This is a genomic window from Aliarcobacter thereius LMG 24486 (assembly GCF_004214815.1).
GTDB classification, from domain to species: Bacteria; Campylobacterota; Campylobacteria; order Campylobacterales; family Arcobacteraceae; genus Aliarcobacter; species Aliarcobacter thereius.
The window spans coordinates 655,586-673,015 of the sequence record NZ_CP035926.1; the positions used below are offsets into that span (position 1 = coordinate 655,586).

A 17,430-nucleotide genomic window follows, 5' to 3' on the forward strand; every position below is an offset into this window, starting at 1 on the left:
GGATATCTCAATGGTTGATATTTTATAGATTATAACTAAAAGTAAAGATTTTCAAATAGCTAGAAAATATTGGAATAAGTTAAAGCAAAGATTAAAAGAAGAAGGAAATGAAACGGTGACAAATTGTCACCAGTTGAAAATGAAAGCAAGTGATGGCAAAATGAAACTTACAGATGTTACCAATACAGATCAACTCTTTAGGCTTATTCAATCTATTCTATCATTAAAAGCAGAGCCTTTTAAGCTTTGGTTAGCAAAAGTAGCAAAAGAGCGATTAGATGAACAGAACTTATTTTAAATATGTTGGCAGAAGCTTCAACAAAAGATATAAGTGAAGCTATAAACCCATTAAATTTTGAAGAGAGTAAACTTGTTGCAAAGCAGGGTGGAAATGTTGCAAAAGTTGCAAGAGCTGAACTTGAAGCAAAAACAGGGAAAAAAGTTGTAACAAATCAAAATGCGAAAAAGTTTATAGAGAATAAACCATAAAGAGAAATTACTTTCTCTTTACAGCTTTTGCATTTGGTAAATCTGTTATAGTTCCTTCATAAATCTCAGCAGCCATACCTATTGATTCATGTAAAGTTGGGTGAGCATGAATTGTAAGTGCAATATCCTCTGCGTCACAATCCATCTCAAGAGCAAGTGAAATTTCACCCAAAAGCTCTCCAGCATTCTCTCCAACAATTGCTCCACCAATTAATTGGTTTGTATCTTTATTAAAAATTAGTTTTGTAAGCCCAGTATTTGAAACATCACTTGCTAGTGCTCTTCCACTTGCACTCCAAGGAAATGAGCTAACTTCATAGTTAATACCAGCTTTCTTAGCCTCAATTTCAGTCATTCCAGCCCATGCAATTTCTGGGAATGTATAAGCAATAGAAGGTATCTGTTTTGGTTCAAAATATACTTTATGACCAGCAATAACTTCAGCAGCTACATGCCCTTCATGTACAGCTTTGTGTGCAAGCATTGGTTGACCAATAATATCTCCAATAGCAAATATATGTGGCACTTTTGTTCGAAGCTGAGAATCTACTTTGATTAAGCCTTGTTCATCTACTTCTACATTTGTATTTTCAAGTCCAAGTTTATTTCCATTTGCACTTCTTCCAAGAGCTACTAAAACTGCATCATATAAGATTCCCTCTTTAGGTGCATTAAGACCAGTAAACTCAACATAAATTCCATCTTGTTTTGGAATAATACTTTGAGTTTGAGTTTTAGCCATGATATTAAATCTATCTTGATTTGCTTTTGTATAAACTTTTATAATATCAAGATCAGTTCCAGTCATAAGTTGTTCACCTCTAATTGCAACATCAACATTGCTTCCTAAAGTTGAGTAAACTGTTCCCATTTCAAGACCAATTATTCCACCACCAAGAATTAAAAGTCTTTTTGGAATTTCTTTTACTTCAAGTGCATCAGTTGAATCCCAAATTCTTGGGTCTTCGTGTGGAATAAATGACATTTTCGAACTTTGGCTACCAGCTGCAATAATACAGTAATCAAAACTTACTTTTGTTTTTTCACCATTACTTAGCTCTACTTCAACACTATTTTCATCTAAGAATTTAGCATAACCTTGAATATGATTTACTTTTCTCATTTTAGCCATTGCATCTAAACCACCAGTTAGTTTTTTTACAACACCACTTTTATACTCTGCAACTTTTTTTATATCAATTTTTGGCTCTTCATAAAATATTCCAGCATTTTTTATATGTTTTGCCTCTTCAATAACCTTTGCAACATGAAGTAAAGCTTTAGAAGGAATACAACCTACATTTAAACAAACCCCACCTAAAGTAGGATATCTTTCAACAATAACTGTATCTAATCCTAAATCAGCACATCTAAAAGCTGCTGAATAACCTCCAGGTCCTGCACCAATAACTAAAACTTGAGTTTTGATAGTTTCCATAAAAACTCCTTACAGACTTAACAATCTAATATCGCTTAATAGTTGCGATAAAGTTGTTGTAAATCTAGCACCATCTGCCCCATCTATTACTTTGTGGTCATAAGATAAACTAAGAGGTAAAATAAGTTTTGGTTTAAATTCAACTCCATCATATATTGGTTTTATAGATGATTTAGAAACACCTAAAATTGCAACTTCTGGAGAGTTTATAATTGGTGTAAAGAATGTTCCACCAATTCCACCAAGGCTTGAAATAGTAAAGCATCCTCCACTCATATCAGCACTCGTTAATTTTCCATCTCTTGCTTTTTGTGATAGTTGTGCTAACTCAATTGCAATTTGTTTGAAACCTTTTTTATCTACATCTTTAATAACAGGTACTAACAATCCATTTGGAGTATCAACTGCAACTCCAATATTAAAATATTGTTTCATAATTAGTTCTTGACCATCAGCACTTAAACTTGAGTTGAATCTTGGATGAATTTTTAAAGCTTTTTCAACAGCTTTTATAATAAATACAAGAGGAGAAAGTTTGAAATCTTTTGCTATTGCATTTTGTGACTTTCTAAACTCTTCAAGTTCTGTAATATCAGCTTCATCAAATTGTGTAACATGAGGAGCAGAAAGATAGTTTTTATGTAAAAATGGTCCAGAAACTTTTTGAACTTTACTTAATTCTACTCTTTCTATTTTTCCAAATATTGAAAAATCAATCTCTTTTGTTTCAGGAAGATTAAATCCAAATCCAACACCTGTTGCACTTGCTGGTTTATTTAGTTGCTCTTTAACATAAGCTTTTATATCTTCAACTAAAATTCTTCCTTTTTTTGCACTACCTTTTACAAAACCTAAATCAACACCAAACTCTCTTGCAACTTTTCTTACACTTGGACTTGCATAAACTTTAATTGCTTTTTTAGATAGAACTTTGCTCTCTTCTTGATCAATACTTCTTGCTGCAAGTTCTTGTAAAGTTGGAGATGAATTCTCTTTTTTACTATTTTTTTCTATACTATTTGAAGAAGTTTGAGGTGCTGGAGTTGGAACTTTATCTTCAATTACAACAGTTTTTATAACTTTTGCAATTAAATCTCCACTATTTATTTTTTGACCTTTTTTTACAAATAATTCTATAACTTCTCCACCAAATGGTGCTGGAACATCCATAGAAGCTTTTTCAGTTTCAAGTGTGATAATACTATAATCTTTTACGATGATATCTCCAACATTAATCATAATATCAATTAAATCAACATCTTTTTCAGCACCTAAATCAGGAACTATTACCTCTTCAACAACAGATTTTATACTTTGTTCTTTTACAAATTGTGTAGCAGTTTGAGTTGTAGTTTCAACTTTTTCTTCTTCAATTTGCATAGAAGAAGTAGTTTCAGTTTTTACAGTTTCTACACTATTTTCTTCTACAACTTCAACTTTTGCAATTAAATCTCCACTATTTACTTTATCTCCAACTTTTACTAATATTTCAGTAATTTTACCTTTAAATGGAGTTGGAACATCCATAGATGCTTTTTCTGTTTCTAAAGTAATAAGCCCATCTTCAACTTCAACAATATCTCCAACTTTAACCATAATATCAATTAAATCAACATCTTTATCAGCACCTAAATCAGGAATAAAAATCTCTTTTATATTTGCCATTTTCTACTCCTTATGAATTTCTTGGACTAACTCTTGAAGAGTCAATTTCATATTTTTTCATAGCTTCAAGAGCAACTTTTTTATCTAACTTACCTTTTCTAGCAAGTTCTGCAAGAGTTGTATAAACAATAAAATTTGTATCAACTTCAAAGAATTTTCTTAAATTAGCTCTGCTATCACTTCTTCCATAACCATCTGTTCCTAAAGCTTTGAAACTTCCTTTAATATAAGGTCTTAATTGCTCAGAATATGATTTAATATAATCTGTTGCAGAAATTACAACATTCTCCTCATCACTTCCTAAAACTTGATCAACATAAGAAATTTCAGGAGCTTTATCTATATTTAATAGATTTTTTCTTTCAATATCTTGTGCTTCTCTTGTTAATTCATTATAAGAAGTAACAGAGTAAATATCAACTTTTATATCATATTCATTTGATAAAATAAGAGCTGCTTTCATAGCTTCTTGGAATATTGAACCAGAACCCAAAAGCTTAACTTTGAAATCATTTTTTGCTTCAAAAGTTTTTACTTTGTAAATACCTTTTATAATCCCATCTTCAGAACCTTCAGGCATTGAAGGTTGAGCATAGTTTTCATTTAGTGTTGTAATATAGTAGAAAATATCTTCTTGATTATCTCCATACATTCTTTGGATTCCATCTTTAACAATTACAGCAACTTCATAACCATAAGTTGGATCATAAGTTATACAATTTGGAATTGTATTTGCTAAAATATGTGAGTGACCATCTTCGTGTTGTAAACCTTCACCATTTAAAGTAGTTCTTCCAGATGTACCTCCAACTAAGAAACCTCTTGCTTTTTGATCTCCAGCTGCATAACATAAATCTCCTGTTCTTTGGAAACCAAACATTGAGTAGAAGATGTAAAATGGAATCATAGGAAGATTATTCACTGAATATGAAGTCGCAGCTGCAATCCATGAACTCATAGCTCCAAGTTCATTTATTCCTTCTTGAATAACTTGACCTTTTATATCTTCTTTATAAAATGCTACTTGATCTTTATCTTGAGGAATATATTTTTGACCAGCACTTGAATAAATTCCATACTGTCTAAACATACCTTCCATACCAAAAGTTCTAGCTTCATCAGGAACTATTGGAACAATATTTTTACCAAGTTCTTTGTCTTTTAATAGAACATTTAAAACTCTTACAAATGCCATAGTTGTAGAAATTTCTCTATCTCCACTTCCAGCAATGATAGATTCAAAATCATTTAAAGTTGGCATTTTTAGTTTATTTGTAAATTTCTCTAATCTTTGAGGTACAAATCCACCAAGAGCTTCTCTTTTTGCTTTTAAGTATTTAATTTCAGCAGAATCTTCATCTGGTTTATAATAAGAGTAAGATTCAACTGCTTCATCGCTAATTGGTAAATCAAATCTATCTCTAAATGCTTTAAGATGATTTACATCTACTTTTTTAACTTGGTGAGCAATATTCATACCTTCAGCAGCACTTCCCATTCCATAACCTTTTACAGTTTTTGCTAGAATAACTGTTGGTCTTCCTTTTGTCTGTGTTGCTCTTTTAAATGCAGCATAAACTTTAACAGGATCGTGTCCACCTCTATTTAATTTCCAAATATCATTGTCACTTAAATTTTCAACAAGTTTTGCAGTTTCAGGGAATTTATTAAAGAAATTCTCTCTTGTATATGCTCCACCTTTTTGTTTAAAGTTTTGATACTCTCCATCAACTGTTTGTTCCATTAATTCAAGTAATTTACCTGATTTATCTTTTTCAAGTAAAGAGTCCCATAGTCCACCCCAAATTACTTTAATAACTTCCCAACCAGCTCCTCTAAATCCACCTTCAAGTTCTTGGATTATTTTTCCATTTCCTCTTACTGGACCATCAAGTCTTTGTAGATTACAATTGATTACAAAAATAAGATTATCTAAACCTTCTCTTGCAGCCATTCCAATTGCTCCTAAACTTTCAGGTTCATCTGTTTCACCATCTCCCATAAAACAATATACTTTTTGAGCACTACAATCTTTTAAACCTCTATTTGTAAGATATTTTAAGAATCTTGCTTGATATATTGCTTGAAGTGGTCCAAGTCCCATTGAAACTGTTGGAAACTGCCAATATGATGGCATTAGTTTTGGGTGTGGATAAGATGAAAGTCCATCATTAAATGCTTCTTGTCTAAAATTATCCATCTGCTCTTGAGTAAATCTTCCTTCAAGAAAACTTCTAGCATAAATACCAGGACTTATATGTCCTTGGAAAAATATTAAATCTCCACCATCTTTTTCATTTGGTGCTCTAAAAAAGTGATTAAAAGCTACATCATAAAGTGTTGCTGATGATTGAAAAGATGCAATATGACCACCAAGTTCAAGTTGTTTATTTGAAGCTCTTTGAACCATTATTTGTGCATTCCATCTGATAATAGATCTAATTTTTCTCTCCATATCCATATCAGCTGGCATTTTCTCTTCTTCACTTGTAGGAATAGTATTTATATATGCAGTAGTTGCACTATAAGGTAGATGTGCACCACTTCTTCTTGATTTATCAATTAGTTTTTCTAGTAAGAAATGAGCTCTCTCAACTCCTTCTTCTTCTATAACTGCTTCTAAAGCTTCCATCCACTCTTTAGTCTCTAGTGGATTTATATCTTCTAAATTTAACTTAGGCATAAATTTTCCTTTATAAAAGTTTTCTTAATTTTTTAAATTAATTTGCAATTTTAATATAAGATGAATTATAATTCGCTTATAACAAATAATTTAGGAAAAATTAGATGAAATTTAAAAATAAATTTAGATTGATTATAACACAAAAGCTTAGTTCTATAATTAATTCAAATATAGATAAAACACTATTTAAAAACTTCAAAAAAAATGATTTACCTATTTTGAGGCTTTATTCTTGGGAAGATTGTATCACTTTTGGAGCAGGACAAAATTTAGATGATTACAAAAAGTTACAAGATGATTACAATAATAATGTTTCAAAAAGAGTAACGGGTGGTGGTGTTTTATTTCACGGACACGATATATCTTATACAATTGTAATTGATCCAGAAATGATAAATAACAAAGATGTAAAAGAGACATATTTTTTATTGTGTCAATTTTTGATTAAATTTTATGAGAATTTAGGGCTTAAAGCAAAGTTTGCAAAAGAGATTAATGAAATAAGTTTAAGTAAAAGCCCATTTTGTCAAGTTGGTTTTGAAGCATATGATATTATTATTGATGGCAAAAAAATCGGTGGTAATGCACAAAAAAGATCAAAAAATTGTATACTTCAACACGGTTCAATACCATTATTCAAGAAATCAGATGATGAGATTTTTGGTTCATCATTAGAAGATTTTGGAGTAAAAATTAGTTTTGATATTGCAAAAGATGCTTTACAAAAAGCTTTTCAAGAAGTTTTTGAAGTAGAATTTATAGAAGATAGTTTAAATAAAGATGAAAAAAATATTTTAGAGAAATTAATTAAGGATGAGTAAAAATGACACAAAAATTTTATGATAATAATAAATTAGAGAAAACAAGCGAAGCAAAATTTAAAAAACCTGAATGGCTTAGAAAAAAATTAACTCCACATACTCAAGTTGAGATGGAGAACCTACTTAAAGATGTTGGTGGATTACATACTATTTGTCAAGAGGCAAAATGTCCAAATATAAGTGAATGTTTTGCAAATAAAAATGCTACATTTTTAATTTTGGGAAATATATGTACAAGAAGATGTACATATTGTAATGTTACAACAGGAAAGCCAAATAGTGTTGATGAAAGTGAGATAAAAAAAGTAACTACTTCTGTTTTAAGTTTAGGACTTAAATTCGTTGTAATCACAAGTCCAGCTAGAGATGACTTAAAAGATGGTGGAGCAGAGCAGTTTTATAAAGTTACAAAAGATATTATAGAAAAATCTCCAGATACAAAAGTTGAAATACTTATACCTGATTTTAAAGGAGATGAAACTAGCTTAAAAAGAGTTATAGATTCAGGAGCTACAATTATTGGACACAATGTTGAAACAGTTCCAAGCCTTTATAGAATAAGAAGAAATGGTACATATGAAAGAAGTATTGAAGTTTTAAGAAAACTAAAAGAGCTTGGTGGTGAAAAAATCAAAACAAAAAGTGCTTTAATGGTTGGGCTTGGAGAAACAGAAGAAGAGATGATTCAAGTTTTTAAAGATTTATTAGAAGTTGGCTGTAAGTTTTTAAGTATAGGTCAATATTTAGCACCTAGTGGAGATTTTGAGAAAGTTATTGAATATGTAAAACCTGAACAGTTTAAAAGATATGAAGATTTGGCCTATGGTTTAGGATTTGAGTTTGTAAAAGCAAGTCCATATGCTAGAAGTTCTTATATGGCACATCACTATTTAAATATGGCTAGTGCATTATAAAAATAAATAAGAAGCAAAAACTTCTTATTTATTATCTTTTTCCATATTTTTTTTCAAAAAGTTTTAATATATTTTCATACTCATTTGCAAACTCTAAATTAATCATTGAAATATCATTTTCAACAATATTAAAAGCTTTAATTACAAGCTCTTTTGTAAAAATATCATTTAAAGCATCTTTATAATCAAGTAAATCTATATCATCTAATTTTGCTTTTAAAATTTGGATAATAAGAAATGATAAAGGTTTTTTTGAGTGTTCAAGATAAAAGATAGCTTCTTCATACTCTTTTTGTTTTATTAAAATATCAGCTTTGAATTCAGCTAAAGAGAAATCATTTTTAAAAATAACTCCTATAAAAGCACCTACATTTACAAAATCATCAAAACCATTTAGTTCTTCAAGAAGAGTTTCAAAATCATAATTATCTTTGTTTAAAATAAAATCTCTTATTAGTTTTCCTTGATTTTTATTATTATAAATCAAATCTTCAAGTGGATAAATCTCTGAAAACTCAGGTACAATCATCTGGCAAGAGTAAAAACCTAAATAATCATACTCTCTTAAATATATTGTCTTTCCTAGATTATCTAAAATAGATTTTAAAGAATTATATTGTTCCTCACTTTTTAGAAGTTCGAATTTCCAAGGAGTATAAATAAAATCTTTATTTTTGTTTAAAAATTGTATTCCTACTTTTGCATTTGAATCTACAAAATGTGATTCTAAATTTGAAGAAGAACTTATCTCTTCCATATCAAAACTAGGTCTTTCAAAACTATTTAGTTCATTTAATTCTCTTCCTTGAAGAAGTTCAGTTAATGTTCTTTCTATTGAAATTTCTAAAATAGGATGACTTCCAAAAGATAAAAAAAGTGTATTGTTTTTTGGATTTATAAAAGATATTGCAGTTACAGGAAAAATTCCACCCAAACTTGCATCAAAAACTTTTAATTTGAATCCATTTTCCTCTAAAGTTTTAATATCTGAACTAATTTTAGGAAAACTATTTATAATATCTTTTGGAAATTCTGGAAGAGCAATTCCATCTTTTATAACTTTTAGTTTTACATTTCTTTCAAATATCTCACAAAGTGCTTGAACTTTTGCTTCATTTGCACTGTTTCCAGTAGATAAACCGTTACTTGCATATAAATTTGATAGTAAATTTGTAGGAAAATACTCACTTTTATTTGTACTTTGATTTATAAATGGTAAAGATATAATTTTGTCAAAGCAGTTTGAATTAAAATCTAAAAAATCCTCTTTTTCTAAATCTTCTAAAGTATAAAATTTTTTAAGTTCATCACTTAAAAACTCTTCATTTATAGGAAACTCTTTTTGATCAAAAAAGAATTTCCTATTTTCAATATAAAAATCATTAAAATATAAATTTGTTTGAAATCTCTCTATAAATTCTCCATAAGCACTAGCTAATGATGAATCAGCACTACTTCCTTTTCCATTTGAAAATATAAAGTTGTTTGCTCCTTCATAACTTAAATTTACTGAAAAACTATTTTTAACTGGATTTTTTGGAGAAGATAATTTTATTTTTATATCTAAATTATCTAGTATTTCTCGCATTTTTTTTAATGAAACTTCTAATGGTGCATCTTTTGATATTAAATTCATATTTATTCTTTCTATTTTTCTAAATTTTTTGAAGTATAGCAAAAAAGTATAGAATTTTTATTTTAGAATTAGCAATTAATGGATTGTTTAAAAAAATATAATGACATATACTTTCAAATATTAAATATTTAGGAGCTAAGATGAATACAAAAATATCTACTGTTTTATATTTAAAAGTTGGAGATGTAAGTGTTACAAAACTTGAAAACCAAAAAAGGCAAGAGTTGGTTTCTGGTATAAAAAAATATCCAGTTTCAAAATCATATCTTACAAAAACAGGTTTTGTAGATGATTTTCAAGCAGATTTAGCACATCACGGAGGAGAAAATAAAGCACTTTTTCTTCTTACAAAACAAACATATGAAAATATAAATAAACATTTTAAAGATGCTTTTGATATGACAAATATGGCATATTTTGGAGAGAATCTAATACTTGATAAAGTTTCTGAAAAAGATATTTGTATAGGAGATATTTTAAAAATAGGTGAAACCAAAGTACAAATAACTCAACCAAGGCAACCCTGTTGGAAACTTAGTGCAAATACACAAAAAAAAGAGATGACAAATTTAATTTTCCAAAATGGATATACAGGATTTTATGCAAAAGTTTTAATAGAGGGAAATATTTGTCAAAATGATGATGTGATTTTGGAAAGCAGAGAAAACCACAATCTAACAATAGAAAAGTTAAATAAAATTATTGTTGATCCAAAAATTGATTTAAATCTTACAGAAGAAGCAATAAATTGTGAAGATTTAGGATATCAATTTAAAAACTCTTTAAAAAAAAGATATGAACTAGGAGATTTGGATAATCAATTTAGCTTTTATCATACATAAAAGGAAAAATTATGAATAAAAACTCTTATATATTGCCTTTATATAATAGATTAGAAGTAGGCTTTGTAAAAGGTAAAAAATCAATTTTATATGATGAAAAAGGTAAAAACTATGTAGATTTTGCTTCAGGAGTTGGTGTAAATAGTTTAGGATATGCAAATAAAAAAGTTGTAAAAACTATAAAAAAACAGGCAAATAAAATTGTACATAGTTCAAATATATATCAAATAAAATCTCAAGAAAAATGTGCTAAAAAGATTGTTGAATTAAGCTCTTACGATATGAAATGTTTTTTTTGTAATAGTGGAGCAGAAGCAAATGAGAGTGCTATAAAACTTGCAAGAAAATATGGAAATATAAAGTTCAAAACTCCTAAATATAAAATTATTACTATAAAAAACTCTTTTCATGGAAGAACAATTGCAACATTAAAAGCAACAGCACAAGAGGACAAACATAAATATTTTGCTCCATATCCTGATGGTTTTGTTTATGCAAATGATATAAATGAAGCTATAAATATGATTGATGATAGCACAGTAGCTGTAATGTTAGAGCTTATTTTAGGTGAGGGTGGTATTTTAATGCAAGATATACATCAAGTAAAAGAGCTAGAAAAAGTTTTAAAAGAAAAAAAATTACTTTTGATTATAGATGAAGTTCAAACAGGAGTTTATAGAAGTGGTAACTTTTTACTTTCTCAATATTTTGGAATAAAACCTGATATTGTAACTTTAGCAAAAGGTTTAGCAAGTGGTATTCCAATAGGTCTTATGATGACAAGTTTAAAAAATATTTTTACTTTTGGTGACCATGGTTCTACTTTTGGTGGGAATCATTTATCAACAACAGTTTGCAGTAAAGTTCTTAATATTTTAGAAAAATATTCAAATAGTGGGGAGCTAAATGAAAATATTAAATATTTTAATAGTTGTTTACAATATATAATAAACAAATATCCAAATATATTTATAAAAAAGAGTGGTTTTGGTTTTATGCAAGGTTTGGTTTTAAAAGATGAGAATCTTTTAAATGATATTATAAATCTTGCACTAAAAAATGGTGTTTTAGTTTTAAAATCTGGGAATAATATTATTAGATTTTTACCACCAATTATTATTACTAAAAGCGAGATAACTGAAGGTTTTCAGAGATTTGAAGATATTCTTTTTGATATTAAATAATATATACTAAGAGAATGATAATATATTTCGTTCTCTTAGTTATTTTTAGCTTCAATCCAAATTTCACTAAAAGTTTTTATTGCATTTTCTATTTCAAACTCTTCAAATCCACCAAATCCTAAAGCTATTACTTTCTCAAGATTGAAAAATTCTTTGAAATAAATTTTGACATTTTTTTGTTGAGCAATTTTTTCAAGCTTTTCTAAATTAATATCAATAAGTGGTTTTATCAATAAATTTAATCCACTTCCTTCTCTTAAAATTTTTACATCATCACATAAAAATTTTTTTAGAGATTCTTTCATAAGATTATGTTTTTTCCTATTTATATTTCTTATTTTTCTTAAGTGTCTTTCCCAGTGTCCATCTTTTAAAAAAAGTGTTAAAGTTTTTTGAATATCAATAGAAACTTGTGAAAATATAAAGTCAAATGTTTTTTTATAAATTTCAAGAAGTTTTGTAGGTAAAACTATATAGGAGATTCTTAAAGCTGGAGATAAAGCCTTTGAAAAAGTTCCAAGATAAATAACATTTCCAAAACTATCTAACCCTTGCATCGAAGGAATAGGACGGTTATAGTAACTTAGTTCACTATCGTAGTCATCTTCTAAAATAAAAACATCATTTTCTTTTGCCCAATTTAAGATTTTTATTCTATTTGAAATCGGTATAGTAACACCAGTTGGAAATTGATGAGATGGAGTTAGATATAAGGCTTTTGAAGATATTCTTTGTAAAAGTGATAAATCTAATCCGTTTTGGTTTATTAAAATATCTTCTATTTTAAAGTTTGCCAATTCAAATACTTTTCTTGCTGTTTTATAAGAAGGAGATTCAATAGCAATTTTTTCTGTAAATTTTTTTAAAATAGTTGATAAAAGAAATAAACTATCAGTAAATCCACTTGTAAGAATGATTTGTTCAGATTTACAAATAACATTTCTTGAAGCTAAAAGATATTTAGCTAACTCTTCTCTAAGTTCTACTTCTCCTTGAATATCATGATAAATTCCATAGTTTATATCATTTTTTAAAGCTTTATTATAAAGTTTTAACCAAGTTTTTTTAGGAAAAGAGTTTTTATCAAGACTTGCAGGAAAAAAATCTATTTTGTAATTATTGCTTTTTTCTTTATTGAACTTCTTTTCATTTAAATTTACTTGAAAGTTTTGAATAATATCTTCACAAATAAAATAGCCAATGTTTTTTTTACTTTCTATATAACCTTCTGCATAGAGTTGATTATATGCATTTTGTACTGTTGTTTTACTCAAATTATATTCATTTGATAGTTTTCTAATAGAAGGCAGTTTTGCTCCTGCTTGTAATTTACTTTCTATATCATTTTTTAATTGTTTATAAAGTTGCATATAAAGAGGTGAATTATTATCAAATTTATACAAAAGTGTCCTTCTTAGAAAAATAAAAAGTGTATCTTTTTAAAGATACAGAATATTGATATTATATGATTGAAATACTTAAAAAGGAAAAATATGAATAATAAAATAGAATCTATTTTAAATTACGAAGGAGTTTTTAGTATTGTAGCAAAAGGTAATGATTTTCCACATATTGTAAATACTTGGAATAGTTTTGTTATTTTTAAAGATAATAATTTATTTGTTCCAGTTGGAGAAATGAATAAAATGGAAGAGATATTAGAAAAAGACAATAGAGTAATTGTTGTTATTGGAACAAGAGAACTTATGGGACTTCATGGAATGGGTATGGGTATTAAAATAATCGGAAAAGCTATAATATCACAAGATATAAAAGAGAGTGAAATAATAAAAGATAAATATGAGTGGGCAAGAGCAGTTATGAAAATAGAAATTGTGGAAGCTTATCAAACAACTTAAAAGGATAAAAATGAGAAGAGAAGAGTTTTATAAAAAACCAATAAAACCATAGAGAGTTTTACTCTTTATGGTTTATAAAAATTATTTAGCTTTTTTAAGTTTTAGATTTAAAATGAAATAAGCAGTTATTCCAAGAACTAATCCCCAGAAAGCTCCACTAATACCAAATATATTTATATTTGCAGCAGTTGCTAAAAATGTAATAACAGCTGCTTCTCTAGTATTTTCTTCACTCATAGCGCTTGAAAGACTTCCTGTAATTGTACTTAAAAGAGCAAGACCTGCTAAAGAGCTAATAAATGTTGCTGGGAAAGCTGCAAATATAGCAGCAAGAGTAACTCCAAAAAGACCAACAATAATATAAAATATACCAGCTGTAACTCCTGCTATCCATCTTTTAGACGGATCTTCGTGCGCTTCTTTTCCTGTACAAATTGCTGAAGCTATTGAAGATAAGTTAAAAGCATGAGAACCAAAAGGAGCCATAATTATAGAACCAACTCCTGTAATTGCTAAAATTGGTTTTGCTTTAGTTTTAAATCCATCATTTTTTAAAATTATTAATCCAGGCATATATTGACCTGTTAAAGTGATTAAAAATAGTGGTAATGCAACACTTAATGTAGCATTCATTGAAAATGTAGGTTCAGTAAACAATGGATAAGCTAATTTAAATTCAAACCCAGCAAAATTTACTTGAGATTGTAAAGTTAAAATAATAAATCCAAAAACCAAAACAGAAACAATTGCATATCTTGGAGAAAATCTTTTTGTAAGAAGATAGATAATAAATAGAGATATTGCTAAAACAGGAGTAATTGACATATTTAAAAATGCAGCAATACCAAATTGTAATAAAATACCAGCTAATAAACCAGATGCAATTCCAGGTGGAATAAGTTTAATTAACTTCTCAAAATATCCTGAAAGTCCTAAAATAACAAATGCCAATGCTGAAATAATATATGCTCCAATTGCTTCAGAGTATGAAACTGTAACAAGAGCCGTAATTAAAAATGCTGCTGCTGGAGTACTCCAAGCTGTAATAATAGGCTCTTTTGTATACCAACTAAGAAGTATTCCAGTAATTCCTACACCAATAGAAATTGACCAAACCCAAGAAGCTGTCTGCTCTGGACTAAGTCCAGCCATTTGTGCTGCTTGAAAGATTAAAATAAATGTTCCACCATAATTAACAATAACTGAAATTAGACCAGCCATTATTGGGGGAACAACTGATGCTTTTTTGCCCATTTAAATACTCCTTTTCGAAAATCTTACAAGTATAATTATTTTAGTAAGAATTAACAATCCAAAAATTGCTATTTTTGCTGGAATTATAATCATCTTAATATAAAAATGAAGTAAGCTAACAATAGTTTTTAGTATAAATATATATTAATTATTAAATTTGTAAAATCATTTATGATAAATTAATCTAAAAAATAGGAATATAATAAATATGAGAAAAATCAAACTATTTACAGATTCAAGTGTAAATCCACAAAAAAAGATAGGATTTGGAGCTTTTTTAGAAGTTTCTGATGAAAATCTAATTTTTGATGTTTTAAGAAAAAATATAAAAATAAAAAAATTTGAAGATACAAGTTCAACAAAACTTGAATTAGAGACTTTGATTTGGGCTTTAGATGAGATTTCTGTAATAGATGAAAATAGTCAAATAGAAGTTTATACAGACTGTCAAAATATAATAAGTTTACAAAATAGAAGAGAAAAGTTTGAAATAAATGACTATAAAACTTCAACTGGAAAAACTATAAATAATTATGAATTATATAAACTATTTTTTGAAAAAACAGATGAAATAAATATTGAATTTATAAAGGTAAAAGGACATAAAAAAAGTAGTTTAAAAGATGAAATTGATAAAGTATTTAATCTTGTAGATAGAGCTTCAAGAAATGCTTTAAGAAAAAATATATGATTATATTTCAAAAATATTAAAGAATTAAATAGGCATCAGATAGATTTGAATAAGCAAAGAAAATATTTGAAATAGAATAAATAGCTAAGTTATAAAAAGGAAAATAAAATGTTTAGAAAAGTATTTGTAAGTTTGGTTTTATTCATTGGATTTAGTTTTGGAAATACTTTAGAAGATGGCTTTGAAGAATACAAAAATGGTAATTATAAAAAAGCATTTGATATTTGGTATGAGTTAGCAAATAATGGAGATGCAGGTTCTCAGTATAATATTGCACTTATGTATCAAAAAGGAGAAGTTGTAGTACAAAATTTTGATAAAGCTATTGAATGGTACGAAAAATCATCTAATCAGAATTTTGTAGCATCTCAATTTAATTTAGGAATTATATATTTAAATAAAAATGATTATAAAAATGCTATAAATTTATTTGAAAAGGCGTCTAATAATGGAGATATGAATGCACAGTATAATTTAGCTAGTATTTATGAAAATGGAGTTGGTGTAGAAAAAAATCACGAAAAAGCTTTGATATTATTTGAAAAATCAGCAAATCAGGGACAAATGATGGCTCAGCATTACTTAGGTAGTATGTATAATCAAAAAAGAGATTATGAGAAAGCAGTATATTGGATTGAAAAATCTGCAAATCAATCTTATGCACCAGCACAATTTGATTTTGGAGTTATGTTTAAAAATGGATTTGGAATATCACAAGATTTTAATAAAGCTATTGAATGGTATGAAAAATCTGCAAAACAAGGATTTCCATCTGCTCAAACTAATCTTGGTGTAATGTACTATCATGGATATGGAATTAAGCAAAATTATAAAAAAGCAAAAGAGTGGTTTAAAAAAGCTTGTGATAGCGGAGATATAGAAGGTGGTTGTAATAATTATAAAATGCTTGATGATGCTGGTTATTGAATTTTTAGAAAATTTTACACAAAAAACAACCATTTCCATAATGTTGTTTTGAATATTATAATTTTGAATGACAAACTATCAAAGCGTGATATTCTTGATAAACTATAAGTAACTCTTTTTCATCTTTTATCTCTTCTTTTAGATTATTTTCCATAAGTTTCATATAGTTTATTATAAATTGTAAATATTTTATTTATATTAACTTTTTTTTTGAAGCTTCAAATTCAAGTAAATTTTCTTTTCTCTCAATTCCCCATCTATATCCACTCATTGCACCACTTTTTGCTATTACTCTATGACAAGGGATTAAATATCCAATATGATTTTGACCAATTGCATTTGCAACAGCTCTTACAGCTTTTGGTTTTTCTAAAATATTTGCAATATCACTATAAGTTGCAATCTCTCCATTTGGAATATTTATTAAAGCTTTCCAAACATTTATTTGAAGATTTGTTCCTTTTACAAAAAGAGGGTATTTTTTATTTTTTATAAAGATATTTTCCAAATATTCATTTGCTAGTTTTTCATCAAAAACTAAATTTGCATTTTCCCAAAGTTCATTAAATCTTTGAAAAATATCTTTTTTGTTGTGGTCATAAAAACCTAAATAACAAATTCCTTTAGATGTAAAACCAATTAAAGCCTCACCAAAAGGAGTTTTTCCAAATCCATAAGTTATTTGTACATCTTTACCTTTTTCTTTCCACTCTTTTGGAGTAACACCAATTAGATTTACAAAAAGTTCATGAAGACGGCTAGAGCTAGAAAGTCCAATATCTAAACTACTATCAAGAATAGATTTAGACTCTTTTATATGTTCTTTTGCATAGTTTAAAGTAACACTATGCAAAAATTGTTGAGGAGTAAGACCTACATACTCTTTAAATACTCTTATAAAATGGTATTTACTCATACCTACATTTTTTGCTACTTCATCGACACTTGGATGAGATTTAAAATTCTCATCTATGTATCTTATAGCTTTTTCAATCTGTTTATAAGTAGTATTTAATGTATCCATCAA

At 27.7% G+C, this 17,430-nt stretch carries 16 protein-coding genes; 9 read left to right on the top strand and 7 right to left on the bottom strand.

The features are described 5' to 3' along the window. The first annotated feature begins 115 nt into the window (after positions 1 to 115). Together ATH_RS09945 and ATH_RS09950 are read left to right on the top strand one after the other, a co-directional pair. Positions 116 to 298, top strand: a complete 183-nt coding sequence (locus tag ATH_RS09945; protein WP_235630001.1) for a BRO-N domain-containing protein — start codon at positions 116 to 118, stop codon at positions 296 to 298. Between the two features lie 2 nt (positions 299 to 300). Further along, complete coding sequence (locus tag ATH_RS09950; protein WP_208854819.1) at positions 301 to 489, top strand: hypothetical protein; 189 nt, start codon at positions 301 to 303, stop codon at positions 487 to 489. Positions 490 to 496: 7 nt separating this feature from the next. Here ATH_RS09950 and lpdA read toward each other — a convergent pair whose 3' ends face one another. From lpdA to aceE, 3 genes are read right to left on the bottom strand one after another with little or no spacing between them, the layout of a single operon-like run. Beyond that, a complete protein-coding gene (gene lpdA / locus ATH_RS03490) occupies positions 497 to 1,927 on the bottom strand; it encodes a dihydrolipoyl dehydrogenase (protein ID WP_066390556.1) in 1,431 nt (476 codons plus the stop codon). A 9-nt stretch (positions 1,928 to 1,936) separates the two neighbouring features. Further along, positions 1,937 to 3,592: a dihydrolipoyllysine-residue acetyltransferase gene (locus ATH_RS03495; protein ID WP_066390554.1), complete on the bottom strand. Its 1,656-nt coding sequence runs from the start codon at positions 3,590 to 3,592 to the stop codon at positions 1,937 to 1,939. 10 nt (positions 3,593 to 3,602) lie between these two features. Continuing rightward, the gene (aceE, locus tag ATH_RS03500) at positions 3,603 to 6,275 is read right to left on the bottom strand and encodes a pyruvate dehydrogenase (acetyl-transferring), homodimeric type (protein ID WP_066184907.1); all 2,673 of its coding nucleotides are present in this window, start codon (positions 6,273 to 6,275) and stop codon (positions 3,603 to 3,605) included. A 104-nt stretch (positions 6,276 to 6,379) separates the two neighbouring features. Here aceE and ATH_RS03505 point away from each other — a divergent pair, with 104 nt between their 5' ends. Next, on the top strand, positions 6,380 to 7,096 hold the full coding sequence (locus tag ATH_RS03505) for a lipoate--protein ligase family protein (RefSeq protein ID WP_066390552.1): 717 nt from the start codon (positions 6,380 to 6,382) through the stop codon (positions 7,094 to 7,096). 2 nt (positions 7,097 to 7,098) lie between these two features. After that, complete coding sequence (gene lipA, locus ATH_RS03510) at positions 7,099 to 8,010, top strand: lipoyl synthase (protein ID WP_066184909.1); 912 nt, start codon at positions 7,099 to 7,101, stop codon at positions 8,008 to 8,010. Positions 8,011 to 8,041: 31 nt separating this feature from the next. On the opposite strand, the gene ATH_RS03515 is transcribed toward lipA, so the two are convergent. Continuing rightward, complete coding sequence (locus ATH_RS03515; protein WP_066184910.1) at positions 8,042 to 9,646, bottom strand: YcaO-like family protein; 1,605 nt, start codon at positions 9,644 to 9,646, stop codon at positions 8,042 to 8,044. A 140-nt stretch (positions 9,647 to 9,786) separates the two neighbouring features. Here ATH_RS03515 and ATH_RS03520 point away from each other — a divergent pair, with 140 nt between their 5' ends. Continuing rightward, complete coding sequence (locus tag ATH_RS03520) at positions 9,787 to 10,488, top strand: MOSC domain-containing protein (protein ID WP_066184911.1); 702 nt, start codon at positions 9,787 to 9,789, stop codon at positions 10,486 to 10,488. Between the two features lie 11 nt (positions 10,489 to 10,499). Beyond that, positions 10,500 to 11,672, top strand: coding sequence for an acetylornithine transaminase (locus ATH_RS03525; RefSeq protein WP_066184912.1), 1,173 nt, complete (start codon positions 10,500 to 10,502; stop codon positions 11,670 to 11,672). A 35-nt stretch (positions 11,673 to 11,707) separates the two neighbouring features. Here ATH_RS03525 and pdxR read toward each other — a convergent pair whose 3' ends face one another. Next, a complete protein-coding gene (gene pdxR, locus ATH_RS03530) occupies positions 11,708 to 13,075 on the bottom strand; it encodes a MocR-like pyridoxine biosynthesis transcription factor PdxR (protein ID WP_066390549.1) in 1,368 nt (455 codons plus the stop codon). Positions 13,076 to 13,165: 90 nt separating this feature from the next. On the opposite strand from pdxR, the gene ATH_RS03535 reads away from it, so the two are divergent. Beyond that, positions 13,166 to 13,531: an FMN-binding protein gene (locus ATH_RS03535; protein WP_066184913.1), complete on the top strand. Its 366-nt coding sequence runs from the start codon at positions 13,166 to 13,168 to the stop codon at positions 13,529 to 13,531. Positions 13,532 to 13,612: 81 nt separating this feature from the next. Here ATH_RS03535 and ATH_RS03540 read toward each other — a convergent pair whose 3' ends face one another. Continuing rightward, the gene (locus ATH_RS03540; protein ID WP_066390548.1) at positions 13,613 to 14,785 is read right to left on the bottom strand and encodes a benzoate/H(+) symporter BenE family transporter; all 1,173 of its coding nucleotides are present in this window, start codon (positions 14,783 to 14,785) and stop codon (positions 13,613 to 13,615) included. Between the two features lie 208 nt (positions 14,786 to 14,993). Here ATH_RS03540 and ATH_RS03545 point away from each other — a divergent pair, with 208 nt between their 5' ends. Together ATH_RS03545 and ATH_RS03550 are read left to right on the top strand one after the other, a co-directional pair. Further along, positions 14,994 to 15,476, top strand: coding sequence for a ribonuclease HI (locus tag ATH_RS03545; protein ID WP_066184915.1), 483 nt, complete (start codon positions 14,994 to 14,996; stop codon positions 15,474 to 15,476). 108 nt (positions 15,477 to 15,584) lie between these two features. Then, complete coding sequence (locus ATH_RS03550) at positions 15,585 to 16,403, top strand: tetratricopeptide repeat protein (protein ID WP_066184916.1); 819 nt, start codon at positions 15,585 to 15,587, stop codon at positions 16,401 to 16,403. 193 nt (positions 16,404 to 16,596) lie between these two features. Here the strand turns inward: ATH_RS03550 and ATH_RS03560 are convergent, their stop codons facing one another. Beyond that, positions 16,597 to 17,427: a bifunctional transcriptional activator/DNA repair enzyme AdaA gene (locus ATH_RS03560; protein WP_066184917.1), complete on the bottom strand. Its 831-nt coding sequence runs from the start codon at positions 17,425 to 17,427 to the stop codon at positions 16,597 to 16,599. Positions 17,428 to 17,430: the final 3 nt, after the last annotated feature.